General features: G+C 60.9%; 31 protein-coding genes and 1 pseudogene. All 32 read right to left on the bottom strand.

Annotated features, from left to right (window positions below):
• Window positions 1-2: 2 nt before the first annotated feature.
• The gene (gene dsbD / locus KDW55_RS23110; protein ID WP_212161502.1) at window positions 3-1,856 is read right to left on the bottom strand and encodes a protein-disulfide reductase DsbD; all 1,854 of its coding nucleotides are present in this window, start codon (window positions 1,854-1,856) and stop codon (window positions 3-5) included.
• Window positions 1,849-2,175 carry a divalent-cation tolerance protein CutA gene (cutA, locus tag KDW55_RS23105; RefSeq protein WP_059545472.1) on the bottom strand — a complete coding sequence of 109 codons (327 nt, stop codon included), beginning with the start codon at window positions 2,173-2,175 and terminating at the stop codon, window positions 1,849-1,851. Before cutA ends, dsbD begins: the two co-directional genes overlap by 8 nt.
• 237 nt (window positions 2,176-2,412) lie before the next feature.
• Entirely contained in the window at window positions 2,413-2,808 is a 396-nt protein-coding gene (rplQ, locus tag KDW55_RS23100; RefSeq protein ID WP_006477175.1) for a 50S ribosomal protein L17, read from the bottom strand.
• A gap of 149 nt (window positions 2,809-2,957) precedes the next feature.
• Window positions 2,958-3,935: a DNA-directed RNA polymerase subunit alpha gene (gene rpoA, locus KDW55_RS23095; protein WP_006477176.1), complete on the bottom strand. Its 978-nt coding sequence runs from the start codon at window positions 3,933-3,935 to the stop codon at window positions 2,958-2,960.
• A gap of 124 nt (window positions 3,936-4,059) precedes the next feature.
• Window positions 4,060-4,683 (bottom strand): 30S ribosomal protein S4, encoded by a 624-nt coding sequence (gene rpsD / locus KDW55_RS23090; RefSeq protein WP_014722284.1) that lies wholly within the window; start codon window positions 4,681-4,683, stop codon window positions 4,060-4,062.
• A gap of 155 nt (window positions 4,684-4,838) precedes the next feature.
• Window positions 4,839-5,240 (bottom strand): 30S ribosomal protein S11, encoded by a 402-nt coding sequence (gene rpsK, locus KDW55_RS23085; RefSeq protein ID WP_004197937.1) that lies wholly within the window; start codon window positions 5,238-5,240, stop codon window positions 4,839-4,841.
• A gap of 28 nt (window positions 5,241-5,268) precedes the next feature.
• Complete coding sequence (gene rpsM, locus KDW55_RS23080; protein WP_039323572.1) at window positions 5,269-5,634, bottom strand: 30S ribosomal protein S13; 366 nt, start codon at window positions 5,632-5,634, stop codon at window positions 5,269-5,271.
• A gap of 38 nt (window positions 5,635-5,672) precedes the next feature.
• Window positions 5,673-5,789: a 50S ribosomal protein L36 gene (rpmJ, locus tag KDW55_RS23075; RefSeq protein WP_004199844.1), complete on the bottom strand. Its 117-nt coding sequence runs from the start codon at window positions 5,787-5,789 to the stop codon at window positions 5,673-5,675.
• 21 nt (window positions 5,790-5,810) lie between these two features.
• Window positions 5,811-6,029: a translation initiation factor IF-1 gene (gene infA / locus KDW55_RS23070; RefSeq protein ID WP_004521905.1), complete on the bottom strand. Its 219-nt coding sequence runs from the start codon at window positions 6,027-6,029 to the stop codon at window positions 5,811-5,813.
• Between the two features lie 9 nt (window positions 6,030-6,038).
• On the bottom strand, window positions 6,039-7,388 hold the full coding sequence (gene secY, locus KDW55_RS23065) for a preprotein translocase subunit SecY (RefSeq protein WP_006400642.1): 1,350 nt from the start codon (window positions 7,386-7,388) through the stop codon (window positions 6,039-6,041).
• Window positions 7,389-7,430: 42 nt separating this feature from the next.
• Window positions 7,431-7,865: a 50S ribosomal protein L15 gene (gene rplO / locus KDW55_RS23060; protein WP_006482880.1), complete on the bottom strand. Its 435-nt coding sequence runs from the start codon at window positions 7,863-7,865 to the stop codon at window positions 7,431-7,433.
• Between the two features lie 26 nt (window positions 7,866-7,891).
• Window positions 7,892-8,074 carry a 50S ribosomal protein L30 gene (gene rpmD / locus KDW55_RS23055; protein ID WP_006400644.1) on the bottom strand — a complete coding sequence of 61 codons (183 nt, stop codon included), beginning with the start codon at window positions 8,072-8,074 and terminating at the stop codon, window positions 7,892-7,894.
• Window positions 8,075-8,089: 15 nt separating this feature from the next.
• Window positions 8,090-8,608, bottom strand: coding sequence for a 30S ribosomal protein S5 (rpsE, locus tag KDW55_RS23050; RefSeq protein WP_006752931.1), 519 nt, complete (start codon window positions 8,606-8,608; stop codon window positions 8,090-8,092).
• 14 nt (window positions 8,609-8,622) lie between these two features.
• On the bottom strand, window positions 8,623-8,988 hold the full coding sequence (gene rplR / locus KDW55_RS23045) for a 50S ribosomal protein L18 (protein WP_006477183.1): 366 nt from the start codon (window positions 8,986-8,988) through the stop codon (window positions 8,623-8,625).
• A 12-nt stretch (window positions 8,989-9,000) separates the two neighbouring features.
• Complete coding sequence (gene rplF / locus KDW55_RS23040) at window positions 9,001-9,531, bottom strand: 50S ribosomal protein L6 (protein ID WP_006758786.1); 531 nt, start codon at window positions 9,529-9,531, stop codon at window positions 9,001-9,003.
• 18 nt (window positions 9,532-9,549) lie between these two features.
• Window positions 9,550-9,945, bottom strand: coding sequence for a 30S ribosomal protein S8 (gene rpsH / locus KDW55_RS23035; protein WP_006477185.1), 396 nt, complete (start codon window positions 9,943-9,945; stop codon window positions 9,550-9,552).
• A gap of 14 nt (window positions 9,946-9,959) precedes the next feature.
• A complete protein-coding gene (rpsN, locus tag KDW55_RS23030) occupies window positions 9,960-10,265 on the bottom strand; it encodes a 30S ribosomal protein S14 (protein WP_006482884.1) in 306 nt (101 codons plus the stop codon).
• A gap of 7 nt (window positions 10,266-10,272) precedes the next feature.
• The gene (gene rplE / locus KDW55_RS23025) at window positions 10,273-10,812 is read right to left on the bottom strand and encodes a 50S ribosomal protein L5 (protein ID WP_006482882.1); all 540 of its coding nucleotides are present in this window, start codon (window positions 10,810-10,812) and stop codon (window positions 10,273-10,275) included.
• Between the two features lie 16 nt (window positions 10,813-10,828).
• The gene (gene rplX / locus KDW55_RS23020) at window positions 10,829-11,137 is read right to left on the bottom strand and encodes a 50S ribosomal protein L24 (protein ID WP_006477187.1); all 309 of its coding nucleotides are present in this window, start codon (window positions 11,135-11,137) and stop codon (window positions 10,829-10,831) included.
• A gap of 9 nt (window positions 11,138-11,146) precedes the next feature.
• Window positions 11,147-11,515, bottom strand: coding sequence for a 50S ribosomal protein L14 (gene rplN / locus KDW55_RS23015; protein ID WP_006752929.1), 369 nt, complete (start codon window positions 11,513-11,515; stop codon window positions 11,147-11,149).
• A 309-nt stretch (window positions 11,516-11,824) separates the two neighbouring features.
• The gene (gene rpsQ, locus KDW55_RS23010) at window positions 11,825-12,097 is read right to left on the bottom strand and encodes a 30S ribosomal protein S17 (protein ID WP_006752928.1); all 273 of its coding nucleotides are present in this window, start codon (window positions 12,095-12,097) and stop codon (window positions 11,825-11,827) included.
• Entirely contained in the window at window positions 12,094-12,288 is a 195-nt protein-coding gene (gene rpmC, locus KDW55_RS23005) for a 50S ribosomal protein L29 (protein ID WP_006400652.1), read from the bottom strand. The genes rpsQ and rpmC overlap by 4 nt, the downstream gene beginning before the upstream one ends.
• 9 nt (window positions 12,289-12,297) lie before the next feature.
• On the bottom strand, window positions 12,298-12,714 hold the full coding sequence (rplP, locus tag KDW55_RS23000) for a 50S ribosomal protein L16 (RefSeq protein WP_040143049.1): 417 nt from the start codon (window positions 12,712-12,714) through the stop codon (window positions 12,298-12,300).
• 2 nt (window positions 12,715-12,716) lie between these two features.
• The gene (gene rpsC / locus KDW55_RS22995) at window positions 12,717-13,517 is read right to left on the bottom strand and encodes a 30S ribosomal protein S3 (RefSeq protein WP_006482899.1); all 801 of its coding nucleotides are present in this window, start codon (window positions 13,515-13,517) and stop codon (window positions 12,717-12,719) included.
• A gap of 11 nt (window positions 13,518-13,528) precedes the next feature.
• Complete coding sequence (rplV, locus tag KDW55_RS22990; protein WP_004199272.1) at window positions 13,529-13,858, bottom strand: 50S ribosomal protein L22; 330 nt, start codon at window positions 13,856-13,858, stop codon at window positions 13,529-13,531.
• A 12-nt stretch (window positions 13,859-13,870) separates the two neighbouring features.
• Complete coding sequence (gene rpsS / locus KDW55_RS22985; protein ID WP_004199273.1) at window positions 13,871-14,146, bottom strand: 30S ribosomal protein S19; 276 nt, start codon at window positions 14,144-14,146, stop codon at window positions 13,871-13,873.
• Between the two features lie 10 nt (window positions 14,147-14,156).
• Window positions 14,157-14,984: a 50S ribosomal protein L2 gene (gene rplB / locus KDW55_RS22980; RefSeq protein WP_040143048.1), complete on the bottom strand. Its 828-nt coding sequence runs from the start codon at window positions 14,982-14,984 to the stop codon at window positions 14,157-14,159.
• Window positions 14,985-14,986: 2 nt separating this feature from the next.
• Window positions 14,987-15,301: a 50S ribosomal protein L23 gene (gene rplW, locus KDW55_RS22975; RefSeq protein WP_004199275.1), complete on the bottom strand. Its 315-nt coding sequence runs from the start codon at window positions 15,299-15,301 to the stop codon at window positions 14,987-14,989.
• Window positions 15,298-15,918 (bottom strand): 50S ribosomal protein L4, encoded by a 621-nt coding sequence (rplD, locus tag KDW55_RS22970; RefSeq protein WP_040143046.1) that lies wholly within the window; start codon window positions 15,916-15,918, stop codon window positions 15,298-15,300. The genes rplW and rplD overlap by 4 nt, the downstream gene beginning before the upstream one ends.
• Window positions 15,918-16,568 (bottom strand): 50S ribosomal protein L3, encoded by a 651-nt coding sequence (gene rplC, locus KDW55_RS22965; RefSeq protein ID WP_006752926.1) that lies wholly within the window; start codon window positions 16,566-16,568, stop codon window positions 15,918-15,920. Before rplC ends, rplD begins: the two co-directional genes overlap by 1 nt.
• A 178-nt stretch (window positions 16,569-16,746) precedes the next feature.
• Window positions 16,747-17,058 (bottom strand): 30S ribosomal protein S10, encoded by a 312-nt coding sequence (gene rpsJ, locus KDW55_RS22960; RefSeq protein ID WP_004199280.1) that lies wholly within the window; start codon window positions 17,056-17,058, stop codon window positions 16,747-16,749.
• A 285-nt stretch (window positions 17,059-17,343) separates the two neighbouring features.
• A pseudogene (locus tag KDW55_RS22955) lies at window positions 17,344-17,470 on the bottom strand (elongation factor Tu); the annotation flags it as partial.

Genomic DNA, 17,470 nt, shown 5'->3' with positions numbered 1-17,470 from the left:
CGTCAAACCGTCGGCACCGCCGCCCGATCGAGGCTGCGCAGGAACGTCTCGGCGGCCTGATAGCCGACCACGCGGCCGATCTCGTTGCCGTTGCGATCGAAGAAGATGATCCCCGGCGGTCCAAAAAGATTGAAGCGTTTGAGCAGCGCCTGATCGTCCGCGTTGTTCGCGGTGACGTCCGCACGCACGAGGTGAAGCTGCGCGAGCCGAGCCTGCACGCGCGAGTCGGTAAACGTCAGATGCTCCATCTCCTTGCAACTTACGCACCAGTCCGCATAGAAATCGAGCATCACGGGCCGCGCGGACGTCTTCAGCAACGTGTCCAGTTCGCCGCTGGAACGCACCGGCGCGAACGCGGGGCCGCCCTGCGCGGACGGCGCGCCGTCGACTGATGCAGCGCCCGACGCAACCGTGCGTGCCGCGAGGACGGCCAGCGGCTTGACCGGGTCGTCGGACCCCGCGGCGAGCCCGACGAGCAGCGTCGCCGCCCAGATCGCGAGCGCGGCGCCGAGGCCGCGGCCGAGGCGGCGCCAGATCGACGCGACGCCCGCATGCGGGGTGAACAGGCCGAGCGCCGCGGCCGCGACGAGCAGCCACAACGCGGCGAGCACCATCTTCAGACCGCCCGCGAGCACCGGCCACACAATCCACAGTGCGGCGGCAAGCAGCACGATCCCGAAGAACACCTTCACACCGTCCATCCATGCGCCGGCGCGCGGCAGGACCGTGCCCGCGCCGACGCCGACGACGAGCAGCGGCACGCCGAGCCCGAGGCCCATCGCAAACAGCGCGGCACCGCCGAGCAGCGCATTGCCGGTGTGCGCGATGAACGCGAGCACCGCAAATAGCGGCGCCGTCATGCATGCGCCGACGACGAGCGCCGACAACGCACCCATCGCGGCGACCGCGGCGAAGTGGCCACCCTGACGCGCTCGCGACGCTTCGGCCGCGCCGTTCTGCCAGCGCTCGGGCAGCGCGATGTCCTTCCCCGAGATCAGCGCTATCGCGAACGCGGTGAGCAGCACGCCGAACGCGCCGAGCACCCACGGGTTCTGCAGCCATGCGCCGAGGCTCTGGCCGACCAGCGCCGCCGCGATGCCGAGTACCGTATAGACGAGCGCCATGCCGACCACATACGTGAGCGACAGCGCAAAGCCGCGCGCATGCGTCGCGCGCGTGCCCTGGCCGATGATGATCGCCGACACGATCGGAATCATCGGATACGAACACGGCAGCAGACTCAGCACGACGCCGGCGACGAAATACAGCGCGACGATCGTGAAGAAGCCGTGCCCCTCGAGCAGCGACTGCGCGAAATCCGCGCTCGTCACCTTGTCGAGCCAGTTGCCCGAAGCGGCTGCGCCGCCGGCCGCCGTGGGCGCGCCCAGCGCCGCACCGTCAACCTTCACGACGTGTTCGGCAGGCGGATAGCAGATGCCTTCGTCCGCGCAGCCCTGCGACGTGACCGCGAGCTCGAACGGCCCCGCTGCCTGCTTGACCGGCACGCGGATCACGACCTCGTCGCGATAGGTTTCGACTTCCTTCTGGAACGTCTGGTCGAACTTCACGTGACCGGCAGGATATTGGGGATCGCCGAGCGTGGCCTGACCACTCTTCACCGCGAACGCAAACCGCTCGCGGTAAAGGTAATACCCGTTCGCGACCTTGAAACGGACGTCCACCTGCCCCGGCGATTCGGTCGCGCTGAACTTGAACGCGACCGACGGATCGAGAAAATCATCGGCCGCGCGCGCGACCGACAGTCCGCCCACGCCCAGCACGAACATGAACGACAACAGGACTGCGAGGACCCGCAGCGCGTGCACACGCACGGAAAGCGCCATACCGTTAAACATGAAATAGACGTTGAGTTTCGCTGGTCACCCACTGGCCGTACGCGGCCGACGCAGTCGTCTGCCACGAGAGGATTTCCGGTGTCTCGTAAGGATGATGCGCGAGAATAAATCGCTCCAGTTCGAGCGCGCGCACGGGGCTCGTCTTGAACAGCAACTGGATCTCGTCGGCCGTTTCGACCTTGCCCTGCCAGTGATAGCGCGACTTGATCGCCCCGAGTTCCGACACGCATGCGGCAAGACGCGCATCAAGCGCGCCGTTGACCAGTGCCTGGGCCGTCGCCGCATCGGGCACCGTCGTCAGCATCAGCACCACAACCATACGCGTTCCCCGACTGATTTACCGGCTTCCGGCCGACGCGGAACATCCACGCCGGTCGCCCCGTATCGTAGCGCAGCCTGTGCGACTCTGCCGGCTTCGCAGACACCGCAGCGCGTTGAGCCGGGATGCCGCGACGGGATTCGCTTCGTCTGCGGCAATCGGCCGCATCGAATCTCAAAAACAAAAAGGGCCAAGCATTCGCTCAGCCCTTTCCGGTTACTGCCACGCACCTGAAACTTATTCAGCTTCTTGCACGTTTTCCGTTTCGTCGACTTCCGGACGATCCAGCAGCTCGACGAGTGCCATCGGTGCGTTGTCGCCGACGCGGAAGCCGAACTTCAGCACGCGCAGGTAGCCGCCCGGACGGTTCGCGAAACGCGGACCGAGCACGTCGAACAGCTTCGCGACCGAGTCGCGATCGCGCAGGCGGTTGAATGCCAGGCGACGGTTTGCCAGCGACGGCTTCTTGCCGAGCGTGATCAGCGGCTCGACGACTTTACGGAGTTCCTTCGCCTTCGGCAGCGTCGTCTTGATGACTTCGTGCTCGATCAGCGAGTTGGACATGTTACGGAGCATAGCCAGACGGTGGCTGCTCGTGCGGTTCAGTTTCCGCAGACCATGACGATGGCGCATTTCAGTTTCCTTGATTCGAAGTTTTGATCCAGCTCTTCTATCGCACCCTCGAGGGCGCACGGGCCGGTAACGAAAAAAAACAAGATGCGGATTTTAAAGGAAAATCCGCATCTTTGCCAACTACCGCTATAGCGACGCTACAGACGGGCTTACTTGTCGAGACCAGCCGGCGGCCAGTTTTCGAGCTTCATGCCCAGCGTGAGACCGCGCGAAGCGAGCACTTCCTTGATCTCGTTGAGCGACTTGCGACCGAGGTTCGGCGTCTTCAGCAGCTCGTTTTCCGTGCGCTGGATCAGGTCGCCGATGTAGTAGATGTTCTCGGCCTTCAGGCAGTTCGCCGAACGAACCGTCAGCTCGAGATCGTCCACCGGACGCAGCAGGATCGGATCGATCTGCGGTGCACGCGACGGTGCCTCGGCAGCCGTTTCCGTGCCTTCCAGCGCCGCGAATACGGACAGCTGGTCGACCAGGATGCGGGCCGACTGACGGATCGCCTCTTCCGGGGTGATCACGCCGCTCGTCTCGATGTTCATCACGAGCTTGTCGAGGTCGGTACGCTGCTCGACACGTGCGCTTTCGACTGCGTAGCTCACGCGGCGAACCGGCGAGAACGATGCGTCGAGGACGATGCGGCCGATGATCTTGGCCGTGTCTTCGCCGTAGCGACGGACGTTGCCCGGCACGTAGCCGCGACCCTTCTCGATCTTGATCTGAACGTCGAGCTTGCCGCCCTTCGACAGGTGTGCGATCACGTGATTCGGGTTGATGACTTCGCAATCGTGCGCCAGCTCGATATCGCCGGCCGTGACGACGCCTTCGCCTTCCTTGCGCAGGGTCACCGTCACTTCGTCACGGTTGTGCAGCTTGAACACCACACCCTTCAGGTTCAGCAGCAGGTTGACGACGTCCTCTTGCACGCCATCAAGCGTCGAGTACTCGTGCACCACGCCCGCGATCGTCACTTCGGTCGGCGCGTAGCCAACCATCGACGACAGCAGCACGCGGCGAAGCGCATTGCCCAAGGTGTGGCCGTAACCGCGTTCGAACGGTTCCATGACCACCCTCGCGTGGTTCTCGCCAAGCGATTCCACGGCGATGATCTTGGGTTTCAGCAAACTGGTTTGCATGGGCTTTCCTTTTCAATACCCTCGGCTCGTTACACCGATAAGGCTGACCGGTAACAACCAGAAAATAAACAGCCGAGGCCCCTCCTTGCATGACGCAATCGGGATACCTCGGCCGTCAATCGGATTAACGCGAATACAATTCGACGATCAGGCTTTCGTTGATGTCGCCTGCGATGTCAGCGCGTTCCGGCATTTGCTTGAACGTGCCTTCGAACTTCTTCGCATCGACTGCAACCCAGCTCGGCATGCCGCCTTGCTCGGCCAGCGACAGCGCTTCGATGATACGCGCCTGCTTCTTCGCCTTTTCGCGGATCGCGATGACGTCGCCAGCCTTCACTTGCTGCGACGGCACGTTCGCGACGACGCCGTTCACGGTGATCGACTTGTGGCTCACCAGCTGACGCGCTTCAGCGCGGGTCGAGCCGAAGCCCATGCGATACACGACGTTGTCGAGGCGCGACTCGAGCAGTTGCAGCAGGTTTTCACCCGTGTTGCCCTTGCGACGGTCGGCTTCAGCGAAGTAGCGGCGGAACTGACGCTCCAGCACGCCGTAAATACGCTTGACCTTCTGCTTTTCGCGCAGCTGCGTACCATAGTCGGACGTACGTGCGCCCGAGGTACGGCCGTGCTGGCCCGGCTTGCTGTCGAGCTTGCACTTGTCGGCGAGCGAGCGGCGCGCGCTCTTCAGGAACAGGTCGGTGCCTTCACGGCGGGACAGCTTGGCCTTAGGGCCGATATAACGTGCCACTTTGCATTCCTTTATCAATCGGTCACGCGGATCGGAATCCGCGCTAGTTCGCGCCCTTTGGGGCGAACGGTGGGCTTAGTCAATCAAAAAAGCAACGCCCGTCGACGCGGCGCGGCGACAGGCAATGCGCCAGCACGAACGTGCCAGCAACATCCTTAGATACGACGGCGCTTCGGCGGACGGCAGCCGTTGTGCGGAATCGGGGTGACGTCCGAAATCGCGGTGATCTTGATGCCGAGGCCATGCAGTGCACGCACTGCCGACTCACGGCCCGGGCCCGGGCCCTTGATCCGCACTTCCAGATTCTTCACGCCGTATTCCATCGCGACGCGACCGGCCGACTCAGCAGCAACCTGAGCAGCGAACGGCGTCGACTTGCGCGAGCCCTTGAAGCCCTGGCCGCCCGACGTCGCCCATGCCAGCGCATTGCCCTGGCGATCGGTGATCGTGATGATCGTGTTGTTGAACGACGCGTGAACGTGAACCACGCCTTCAGCGACGTTCTTCTTAACCTTCTTGCGAACGCGTTGCGCCGCGGTGTTCGAAGCCTTAGCCATTACGTTTTCCTGTAACTGTCAGTTCCGCTTACTTCTTCAGCGCTTGCGCTGCACGACGCGGACCCTTGCGGGTACGTGCGTTCGTACGCGTACGCTGACCGCGCATCGGCAGGCCCTTGCGATGACGAACACCACGGTAGCAACCGAGGTCCATCAGGCGCTTGATGTTCATCGTCACTTCACGGCGCAGGTCGCCTTCGACGATGAACTTGCCCACTTCTTCACGCAGCTTTTCGAGGTCTGCGTCGGTCAGGTCCTTGACCTTCTTCGAGAATTCCACGCCAGCTGCCGTGCAGATGCTGCGCGAGCGCGTGCGGCCGATACCGAAGATTGCCGTCAGGCCGATCTCGGTATGCTGGTGATTCGGGATGTTAACCCCTGCGATACGAGCCATTGTTTTTCCTCAAACAAAAAGCGCAAACAAACGCGCGGTCAGCCTTGGCGCTGCTTGTGGCGCGGATCCGAGCTGCAGATCACGCGAACGACGCCTTTGCGCTTGATGATCTTGCAATTGCGGCAAATGCGCTTAACCGATGCCATCACTTTCATGATAATACCCTTTTTTCCAAATCACTTCGCCCGGAACACGATCCGCGCACGAGACAGATCGTAAGGCGTCAATTCAACCGTCACCTTGTCGCCCGGCAGGATGCGGATGTAGTGCATCCGCATCTTCCCGGAGATATGCCCCAACACGACATGGCCGTTTTCCAGCTTCACACGGAAGGTCGCATTCGGGAGGTTTTCGATCACCTCACCCTGCATCTGGATTACATCGTCTTTGGCCATAGTCCTTAATTAACGCATTGGGATGTTGCCGCCCTTGAAGTTTGCCTTCTTGAGCAGCGACTCATACTGTTGCGACATAACGTACGACTGCACCTGCGCCATGAAGTCCATCGTGACGACGACAATGATCAGCAGCGACGTTCCACCAAAATAAAACGGCACGTTCCAGCGCAGCACCAGGAATTCCGGCAGCAGACACACGAAGACGATGTAGATCGCACCAGCCAGCGTCAGACGCGTGAGGATGCGGTCGATATATCGCGCGGTCTGATCGCCCGGACGGATGCCAGGAACAAACGCGCCGCTCTTCTTCAGGTTGTCCGCGGTTTCCCTGCTGTTGAACACCAGTGCGGTGTAGAAGAAGCAGAAAAACACGATCGCCAGCGTGTACAGCAGCACATAGACCGGCTGGCCCGGCTTCAGCGCCTCCGCGACGTTATGCAACGTGTTGGAGATCCAGCTTCCCGACGGCTGACCCGTGCTGAACCAGCCGAGAATCGTGGCCGGGAACAGGATGATCGACGACGCGAAGATCGGCGGAATCACACCCGACATGTTCAGCTTCAGCGGCAAGTGCGACGACTGTCCACCGTAGATCTTGTTGCCGACCTGGCGCTTCGCGTAGTTCACGAGGATCTTGCGCTGACCGCGTTCGATGAACACGACCAGGTAAGTCACCGCGGCGATCAGAACGACGATGATGATCGCCGAAATGATGCTCATCGAACCCGTACGCACCAGCTCGAACAGCCCACCGACGGCATTCGGGAACCCTGCTGCGATCCCGCCGAAGATGATGATCGAGATGCCGTTGCCCAGACCGCGCTCGGTGATCTGCTCACCCAGCCACATCAGGAACATCGTGCCGGTAACCAGCGTCACGACCGTCGTCAGCCGGAACAGCATGCCGGGGTCGATCACGAGGCCCGGCTGGTTTTCCAGCGCGGCCGCGATACCGAACGCCTGGAAGGTCGCGAGCACCACGGTGAAATACCGCGTGTACTGCGTGATCTTCCGTTGCCCTGCCTGCCCTTCCTTCTTCAGCGCCTCGAGCTGCGGCGATACGATCGCCAGCAGCTGCATGATGATCGACGCCGAGATGTACGGCATGATCCCCAGCGCAAAGATCGTGAAGCGGGAAAGCGCGCCGCCCGAGAACATGTTGAACATGCCCAGGATGCCGCCCGCCTGGCTCTGGAACAGCTTCGCCAGTTGATCCGGATCGATGCCCGGCACGGGGATGTGCGCGCCGATGCGATAGACGATCAGCGCCAGGAGCAGGAACATCGCTCGCCGGCGCAGATCGCCGAATTTCGCCGTGCTTCGACCGGGTTTTGCAAGACTCGGGCTGTTAGCCAAGTACCTTCTCCGATGAATGCAAGTAACGACGCGCTACGCGTGTCACTCGGCGAACGAACCGCCAGCCGCTTCGATCGCAGCGCGCGCACCCTTGGTGGCACCGAGACCCTTCACGACGATCTTGCGCTTCAGTTCGCCCGTCGCGATGATCTTTGCGCTCTTCGTCAGCTCGCCGACCAGGCCGGCTTGCTTCAGTGCGAGCAGATCGATCTCGTCGACCGGCAGCTTCTCGAGGTCGCCCAGGCGCACTTCACCGACGAATTCCTTCGTCAGCGACGTGAAGCCGCGCTTCGGCAGACGACGTTGCAGCGGCATCTGACCGCCTTCGAAACCGACTTTGTGGAAGCCGCCCGAACGCGATTTCTGACCCTTGTGACCACGGCCAGCCGTCTTGCCGAGGCCCGAACCGATGCCACGGCCGACGCGACGCTTGGCGTGCTTTGCACCAGCGGCCGGCTTCAGGTTATTCAATTCCATATCAACTCCTTGATCCGTAGGGCCGCTTACGCGATGACCTTAACGAGGTACGAGACCTTGTTGATCATGCCGCGGACCGCCGGCGTATCCTGCAGCTCGCTCACCGAGTTGAGTCGGCGCAGGCCCAGGCCACGCACGGTCGCACGGTGCGATTCGCGGGTCCCGATCAGGCTCTTGACGAGCTGAACCTTGACAGTTTTTTCAGACATGGTGACCACCCGGGCTTAGCCCAAAATATCTTCGACGGACTTGCCGCGCTTCGCCGCGATGTCTGCCGGGGTCGACTGCTTGCGCAGACCGTCCAGCGTGGCGCGAACGAGGTTGTACGGGTTCGTCGAACCGTGGCTCTTCGCCACGACGTTCTGAACGCCCATCACGTCGAACACTGCGCGCATTGGGCCGCCGGCGATCACGCCCGTACCTGCCTTCGCCGGAGCGAGGAGGACAGCGGATGCGCCATGCTTGCCGTGCACTTCGTGCTGCAGCGTGCCGTTCTTGAGCGGCACCTTGAACATGTTGCGGCGAGCTTGTTCCATTGCCTTCTGGACAGCGACCGGCACTTCCTTCGCCTTGCCCTTGCCCATACCGATGCGGCCATCGCCGTCGCCAACCACGGTCAGTGCGGCGAAGCCGAGAATACGGCCACCCTTCACGACCTTGGTCACGCGGTTGACCGAAATCATCTTTTCGCGAAGGCCGTCGTCGCGCTCGTCAGCCTGAACTTTCGCTTGCATCTTTGCCATGACGAATTCCTTCCTTAGAACTTGAGCCCAGCTTCGCGAGCTGCCTCAGCCAGCGCCTTGACGCGGCCATGGTAGCGGAAGCCCGAGCGGTCGAAGGCGACGGATTCGATGCCGGCAGCCTTTGCCTTCTCGGCAATACGCTTGCCGATCAGCGTCGCGGCATTAACGTTGCCGCCCTTGCCCGACTTGTCGGCCAGTTCGGCGCGCACTTCTGCTTCGAGCGTCGACGCGCTGGCGAGCACCTTGGTGCCGCAGGGCGAGAACACTTGAGCGTAGATGTGCGTGTTCGTGCGATGCACGGCGAGACGCGCGACCTGCAGCTCAGCGATCTTGATACGCGTCTGGCGAGCGCGGCGCAGGCGAGATTGAGTCTTATCCATGATTGCGCACCCTTACTTCTTCTTCGTTTCTTTGAGGATCACAACCTCGTCGGAATAGCGCACGCCCTTGCCCTTGTACGGCTCCGGCGGACGGTAACCGCGGACTTCCGCAGCCACTTGACCGACTTGTTGCTTGTTGATCCCCTTGATCACGATTTCGGTTTGCGTCGGGGTTTCAGCCTTGACGCCTTCCGGCATCTGGTGCACCACCGGGTGCGAGAAACCCAGCGACAGGTTCAGCTTGTCGCCTTGCGCTTGCGCACGATAACCGACGCCAACCAGCGTCAGCTTGCGCTCGAAACCCTTGGTCACGCCGTGCACGGCATTCGCGATGATCGCGCGCATCGTGCCCGACAGTGCGTTTGCTTCGCGGCTTTCGTCGACCGGCGACAGATTCAGCGTGCCGTCGTTGTTCGCCACGTTCACGAGCGGATTGATCGCTTGCGTGATGGTGCCCAGCGGGCCCTTGACGGTGATCGCACCGTCGGCCAGCTTGACTTCCGCGCCTTGCAGCGCGATCGGGCTCTTACCTACTCGAGACATGTTTCTCTCTCCTCGGCTTTAAGCGACGTAGCAGATGACTTCGCCGCCGACGCCGGTAGCGCGCGCCTTGCGGTCGGTCATCACGCCCTTCGGCGTCGACACGATTGCCACGCCCAGGCCATTCATGACCTGCGGAATGTCGTTACGGCCGCGGTACACGCGCAGACCAGGCTTCGACACGCGCTCGAGGCGTTCGATGACCGGGCGGCCTGCGTAGTACTTCAGCGCGATATTCAGTTCGGACTTCGCACCTTCCGCCTTGACGGCGAAATCGTCGATATAACCTTCGTCCTTCAGGACTTGCGCGATTGCAACCTTGACCTTCGACGAGGGCATCGCGACCGATACCTTCTCGACCATCTGCGCGTTGCGGATGCGAGTCAGCATATCGGCGATAGGATCACTCATGCTCATTTACGTTTCTCCTATTACCAGCTCGCCTTGGTCAGGCCAGGAATCTCGCCACGGAATGCGATTTCACGAATCTTGTTACGCGCGAGGCCGAATTTACGGAACGTGCCACGCGGACGGCCCGTGATCGCGCAGCGGTTACGCTGGCGGGTCGGGTTTGCGTTGCGGGGCAGTTGCTGCAGCTCAAGGCGTGCTTCGTAGCGCTCTTCTTCCGACTTGCTTTGGTCTTCGACGATCGCCTTCAGCGCTTCGCGCTTCGCTGCGAACTTCGCGACCAGGCGGGCGCGCTTCTTTTCACGTTCGATCAGTGCCAGTTTAGCCACGGTAACCTCAGTTTCTGAACGGGAACTTGAAGCTGGCGAGCAGAGCCTTTGCTTCGTCGTCGGTCTTCGCAGTCGTCGTGATGCTGATGTTCAGCCCACGCAGTGCGTCGATCTTGTCGTAGTCGATTTCGGGGAAAATGATCTGCTCTTTCACACCGATGTTGTAGTTGCCGCGGCCATCGAAAGCACGGCCCGACACACCGCGGAAGTCACGCACGCGGGGCAGGGCAACGGTCACGAAACGGTCGAGGAATTCGTACATCGCACGGCCGCGCAGCGTCACCATCGCGCCAATCGGGTAGCCCTGGCGGATCTTGAAGCCTGCGATTGCCTTGCGTGCCTTCGTGACGACCGGCTTCTGACCAGCGATCTTCGTGAGGTCGCCAACGGCGTTCTCGATGATCTTCTTGTCAGCGATCGCTTCGCCAAGACCCATGTTCAGCGTGATCTTGGTGATGCGCGGCACTTCCATGACCGACTTGTAACCGAACTTCTCGATCAGGCCAGGCACAACCTTTTCTTTGTAAAACTCTTGAAAACGAGCCATTTTTTACTCCGCTGCGTCAGGCGCTCAGTACGGCACCGGTCGTCTTCAGGAAGCGAACCTTCTTGCCTTCCTCGACCTTGATGCCAACACGCGACGCCTTGCCATTCGCGTCGACCAGTGCGACGTTCGAAATATGCAGGGGCATCGTCTTCGCTTCCACGCCGCCCGTCGTACCCTTCATCGGGTTCGGCTTCACATGCTTCTTGACGAGGTTGATACCTTCAACCGTCACATGTTCTGCACCGACAGCCAGCACGACGCCGCGCTTGCCCTTGTCCTTGCCAGTGACGACGATAACTTCGTCACCTTTGCGAATCTTGTTCATCGCGACTCCTTACAGCACTTCCGGCGCCAGCGAAACGATCTTCATGAATCGTTCGCTACGCAGCTCACGCGTCACCGGCCCGAAGATACGGGTGCCGATCGGCTCAAGCTTGTTGTTCAAAAGCACAGCGGCGTTGCCGTCGAACTTGATCAGCGAGCCGTCTTGACGGCGAACGCCCTTGGCGGTGCGGACCACCACGGCGTTGTAGATTTCGCCTTTCTTCACGCGCCCGCGCGGCGTTGCTTCTTTGACGGTCACCTTGATGATGTCGCCAATGCCGGCATAACGACGCTTCGAGCCGCCGAGCACCTTGATGCACATGACTTCACGCGCACCCGTGTTGTCGGCTACTTCGAGCCGAGATTCGGTCTGGATCATGGTTTGTCTTTCCCAACTTAATCCGGATGCACCACCATGATGCATTCGGTCAGTCTTGGTCCCGTCAGCCAATCGGCTGCTTGGGTTGGAACAGCAGCGACGGCAAACGAAACCCGCCATCGCAATTCGGTGAATCTTTCGGACAGGCTGGCGCCAGTCCGCTTCCCCCACCAACTTCGCCCGCGACGGGGCTCCCATAAAGAGGGAAGACCGGGATTATAACAAATAATCCCGGTCACGCAAGCAAAAACTTTGCGATTTCAAGCACTTCGTGGAGAAGTGCCTGTTACTGCCTACTGCTCTGCCCGCTTAGATGACGCGAGCTGCTTCGACGAGGCGCGACACCGTCCAGGCCTTCGTCTTCGAAACAGGACGGGTTTCCTGGATTTCGACGAGATCGCCTTCGTTGCAGGTGTTCGCTTCATCGTGCGCGTGGTACTTCTTCGAGCGCACGACGTACTTGCCGTAGATCGGGTGCTTGACGCGGTGCTCGATCAGCACGGTGACGGTCTTGTCCATCTTGTTGCTGACGACCCGACCGACCAGCGTCCGCTTCAGCGAGGTTTTCACGCTATCGTTCATTTCTGGTTCGCCTTCTGAGTCATGACGGTCCGCACACGTGCGATGTCGCGACGAACCTTCTTCAGCTGGCTCGTGTTCGTGAGCTGCTGGGTCGCGAGTTGCATGCGCAGGCCGAATTGCGCCTTCAGCAGGTCCGCCAGCTCCTTGTTGAGCGCGGCCTGGTCTTTCTGGAGAAGTTCGGAAGCCTTCATGTTTTCTCCTTAGGCGCCGAGCTGGCGCACGATGAACGTCGTCTTCAGCGGCAGCTTCGCTGCGGCCAGACGGAACGCTTCGCGTGCCAGTTCTTCGGATACGCCGTCCATTTCATAGAGCATCTTGCCCGGCTGGATTTCGGCGACGTAGTACTCCGGGTTACCCTTACCGTTACCCATACGCACTTCTGCCGGCTTTTGCGAAATCGGCTTGTCCGGGAAGATACGGATCCAGATACGGCCGCCACGCTTGATGTGACGCGTCATTGCACGACGCGCCGCTTCGATTTGACGTGCGGTCAAACGACCGCGACCGATCGCCTTCAGGCCGAATTCACCGAACGACACGGCGTTGCCGCGCGTCGCCTTGCCGGTGTTACGACCCTTCTGCTCTTTGCGATACTTCCTGCGTTTCGGTTGCAGCATCGTTATTCTCCAGTCTTGCCGTCTTCCGGCTTGCCGGCGCCACGGCGCGGTGCGCCACGACGAGCACCCGGAGCGCCGCCTTCGCCATCACGGCGCGGACGACGGTCGCCCGGACGCGCATTGCGACGCGGACGCTTGTCTTCGGCTACTTCTTCGACCACCGGCGCGTCGTTACGGCCGAGCGTGTCGCCCTTGTACACCCACACCTTGACACCGATGATCCCGTAGGTCGTCTTCGCTTCCGAAGTCGCGTAGTCGATGTCGGCACGCAGCGTATGAAGCGGCACGCGACCTTCGCGATACCACTCCGTACGTGCGATTTCGATACCGTTCAGACGGCCTGCGCTCATGATCTTGATGCCTTGGGCACCCAGACGCATCGCGTTCTGCATCGCACGCTTCATCGCGCGACGGAACATGATCCGGCGCTCGAGCTGTTGCGTGATCGAATCAGCGATCAGCTGAGCATCGGTTTCCGGCTTGCGGATCTCTTCGATGTTGACGTGAACCGGCACGCCCATGCGGCGTTGCAGTTCCGTCTTCAGCTGTTCGATATCCTCGCCCTTCTTGCCGATGACGACGCCCGGACGCGAGCTGTAAATCGTGATGCGCGCGTTCTTTGCCGGACGCTCGATGACGACCCGACCGACCGAAGCGTTCTTCAGCTTCTTCTTCAGGTATTCACGAACACCGATGTCTTCCTGCAGCATCGCCGCGAAATTGTTGTTGTTCGCGTACCAACGCGAAGCCCAATTGCGGCTGACAGCCAGGCGGAAGCCAGTCGGATGAATTTTCTGTCCCATCGTATGGCTCCTTAATTCCCGACCGTCACAGTGATGTGACAGGATTGCTTCTCGATGCGGTTACCGCGGCCCTTGGCGCGCGCGGTGAAACGCTTGAGCGATGCAGCCTTGTCGACGTAGATGCTCTTGATCTTGAGCTCGTCGATATCAGCGCCTTCGTTGTGCTCCGCATTCGCGATTGCCGACAGCACAACCTTCTTCACGATGCCAGCCGCCTTCTTCGGCGAGAACGTCAGAACGTTCAGCGCCTTGTCGACCGGCAAACCGCGGATCTGGTCAGCCACAAGGCGCGTTTTTTGCGCCGAGATGCGGGCACCGCGATGAATTGCTTTCACTTCCATCTTGATTGCCCCTTATTTCTTGGCCTTCTTGTCGGCCGCGTGACCCTTGAACGTACGGGTCAGTGCGAACTCGCCAAGCTTGTGGCCGACCATGTTTTCCGAGATGTACACCGGAACGTGTTGACGGCCGTTGTGAACAGCGATCGTCAGGCCGATGAAATCCGGCAGAATCGTCGAGCGACGCGACCAGGTCTTGATCGGCTTTTTGTCGCGCGAAGCTGCAGCCGCCTCAACTTTCTTCAGCAAATGGGCGTCGCAGAACGGACCTTTTTTTACAGAACGTGCCATTGCCTACTCCTTAACGCTTGTGACGGCGCTGGACGATCATCGTCGTCGTGCGCTTGTTGCTGCGGGTGCGGTAACCCTTAGCCGGCGTACCCCACGGGCTCACCGGGTCGCGACCTGCAGCCGTCTTGCCCTCACCACCACCGTGCGGGTGATCAACCGGGTTCATCGCAACGCCACGCACCGTCGGGCGGATACCGCGCCAGCGGTTCGCGCCGGCCTTGCCGATTTGGCGCAGGCTATGCTCTTCGTTGCCGACTTCACCGATCGTTGCACGGCACTCGATGTGCACGCGGCGGATTTCGCCCGAACGCAGACGAACCTGCGCGTAGACGCCTTCACGCGCCAGCAGCATGGCCGACGTGCCAGCCGAACGCGCCATTTGCGCGCCCTTGCCCGGCAGCATCTCGATGCAGTGGATCGTCGTACCGACCGGAATGTTGCGGATCGGCAGCGTGTTGCCTGCACGGATCGGCGCTTCCGAACCCGACATCAGCTGTTGGCCGACGGTCAGGCCCTTCGGGGCGATGATGTAGCGACGCTCGCCGTCTGCGTAGAGCACCAGCGCGATGTTCGCGCTGCGGTTCGGGTCGTACTCGAGACGCTCGACCTTTGCCGGGATGCCGTCCTTCGTGCGACGGAAATCGACGATACGGTAGTGATGCTTGTGACCACCGCCCTTGTGACGGGTGGTGATGCGACCGTTGTTGTTACGGCCGGCGGTCGAGCTCTGCGAATCGAGCAGTGCCGCGTACGGCTTGCCCTGGTGCAGGTTCTTGTTGACCACCTTGACCATCGCGCGGCGACCCGGCGAAGTCGGTTTAACTTTCACGATTGCCATGATTACTTGGCCTCCGCTTCAAAGTTGATTTCCTGGCCGGGCTTCAGGCAAACGTACGCCTTCTTCACGTCCTTGCGGCGGCCCATCGAACGGCCGAAGCGCTTTTGCTTGCCCTTCTGAACCAGCACGTTGACCGAATCAACTTCAACCTTGAACAGCAGCTCGACAGCCGCCTTCACTTCCTGCTTCGTGGCATCCGGTGCGACTTCGAACACGACTTGCTCGTTCTTGTCGGCAACCAGCGTCGCCTTTTCCGAGATCACCGGTGCGAGCAGGACCTGCATCAAACGATGATCGTTCTTGCGAATCTCGCTCATGACAGCAACTCCTCGATCTGGGCGACCGCAGCCTTCGTGACCAGCACTTTCTTGAAGTAGATCAGCGACAGCGGGTCAGCGTAGCGCGGCTCGACAATCGCCACGTGCGGCAGGTTGCGCGAAGCCAGGTACAGGTTCTCGTCGACCGTGTCCGTGATGATCAGAACGGAGTCGAGACCCATGGTCTTGAATTTGTCAGCCAGCAGCTTGGTCTTCGGCGCTTCGAGGACGATGTCTTCGACGACCGACAGACGGCCTTCACGGGCCAGCTGCGAGAAGATCGAGCAGAGACCTGCGCGATGCATCTTCTTGTTGACCTTGTGCGAGAAGTTTTCTTCCGGCGAGTTCGGGAAGATGCGACCACCGCCACGCCACAGCGGGCTCGACGACATACCGGCACGAGCACGGCCCGTACCCTTCTGACGCCACGGCTTCTTGGTGGTGTGCTTGACTTGCTCGCGGTCCTTCTGTGCGCGGTTACCCTGGCGAGCATTCGCCTGGTACGCGACGACGACCTGGTGGATCAGCGCTTCGTTGTAGTCACGACCGAACACGACGTCCGACGCGTTGACCACTGCACCTTCCTGACCATTTTCGTTCAGGAGCTTGAGTTCCATTATTTCGCCCCCTTGGTCTTGACGGCCGGCGTCACGAAAACCTTGCCGCCCTTCGCGCCCGGAATCGCGCCCTTGACGAGCAGCAGCTTGCGCTCTGCGTCGATACGAGCGATTTCGAGGTTCTGCACCGTCACCGTAACGTCACCGAGGTGACCCGTCATGCGCTTGCCCGGGAAAACGCGACCCGGATCCTGCGCCATACCGATCGAGCCCGGCACGTTGTGCGAGCGCGAGTTACCGTGCGTAGCACGGCCGGAGGAGAAGTTGTAACGCTTGATCGTACCGGCGTAGCCCTTACCGATCGACACGCCTTGCACGTCGACCTTCTGGCCTACTTCGAAAAGATCTGCACCGACCACGGCGCCATTCGACAGCTCGGCTGCCTTGGCCGCGTCAATGCGGAATTCCTTGAGGATTTCACCGGCTTCGACACCGGCTTTGGCGAGATGACCTGCCAGCGGCTTCGTCACGCGCGATGCGCGGCGGGAGCCGAATGCAACCTGCACGGCCGTGTAGCCGTCGGTTTCAACAGTCTTGATCTGCGTCACGCGGTTGTCCGACACGTCCAGCACGGTGACGGGAATCGAATCCCCTTCAGCCGTGAAGATACGGGTCATGCCAACCTTGCGACCTACGAGTCCAAGGCTCATCATTTTCTCCATTCCCGACTGCGATTGGTCGGGGCTGATTTACAAAATGCCGGGCACGCAAGGCCCAACTTTTTTACGCGAATACGCGAAAAGCCAAGCAGTATAGCCCGACCTTTCGATTTCCGCAAGCAATACAAAGACTTAGCACCACCGAGCGGACCAGGCGGCGCCGAAAGCCTTACTGCAGCTTGATTTCCACGTCGACGCCAGCCGGCAGATCGAGCTTCATCAGCGCGTCGACCGTCTTGTCGGTCGGATCGACGATGTCCATCAGGCGCTGGTGGGTACGGATTTCGAGCTGATCGCGCGACGTCTTGTTGACGTGCGGCGAGCGCAGGATGTCAAAACGCTGAATGCGCGTCGGCAGCGGCACCGGGCCACGGACGATTGCGCCAGTCCGCTTCGCGGTATCGACGATTTCGGCAGCCGATTGATCGATCAGACGATAGTCGAAAGCCTTCAGGCGAATGCGGATTTTTTGTTGCTGCATGACGATTCCTTGAAAAGAGCGAGGCGATGTTGCATCGCCGGACACTAAAAGAACGCGAAACCTGTTGCCTGCGGGGAGCGAAGCGCCGGGTTCCGAACGGTACTTCCACTGCTAAGCCCGCGATTCTACACGAAAATTCGCCGCGGTGGCAGGCGTTTTTCGATGCCGCGGCCGACGCCCCACAAAGAAAAACCGGGTGCCAGATCAAACTGGACACCCGGTTTCGACGGTATGACTGCCTACCGTAGAATCGCGGACCCTGGAAGGGCCCGCGGATCGTCGATATTACTCGATGATCTTGGCGACGACGCCTGCGCCGACGGTACGGCCGCCTTCGCGGATTGCGAAGCGCAGACCTTCTTCCATCGCGATCGGCGCGATCAGCTTCACCGTGATCGACACGTTGTCGCCC

It is taken from the genome of Burkholderia sp. AU19243 (assembly GCF_018148075.1).
Classification (GTDB): Bacteria; Pseudomonadota; Gammaproteobacteria; order Burkholderiales; family Burkholderiaceae; genus Burkholderia; species Burkholderia latens_A.
This window is presented reverse-complemented; position numbering and strand designations above follow the sequence as displayed.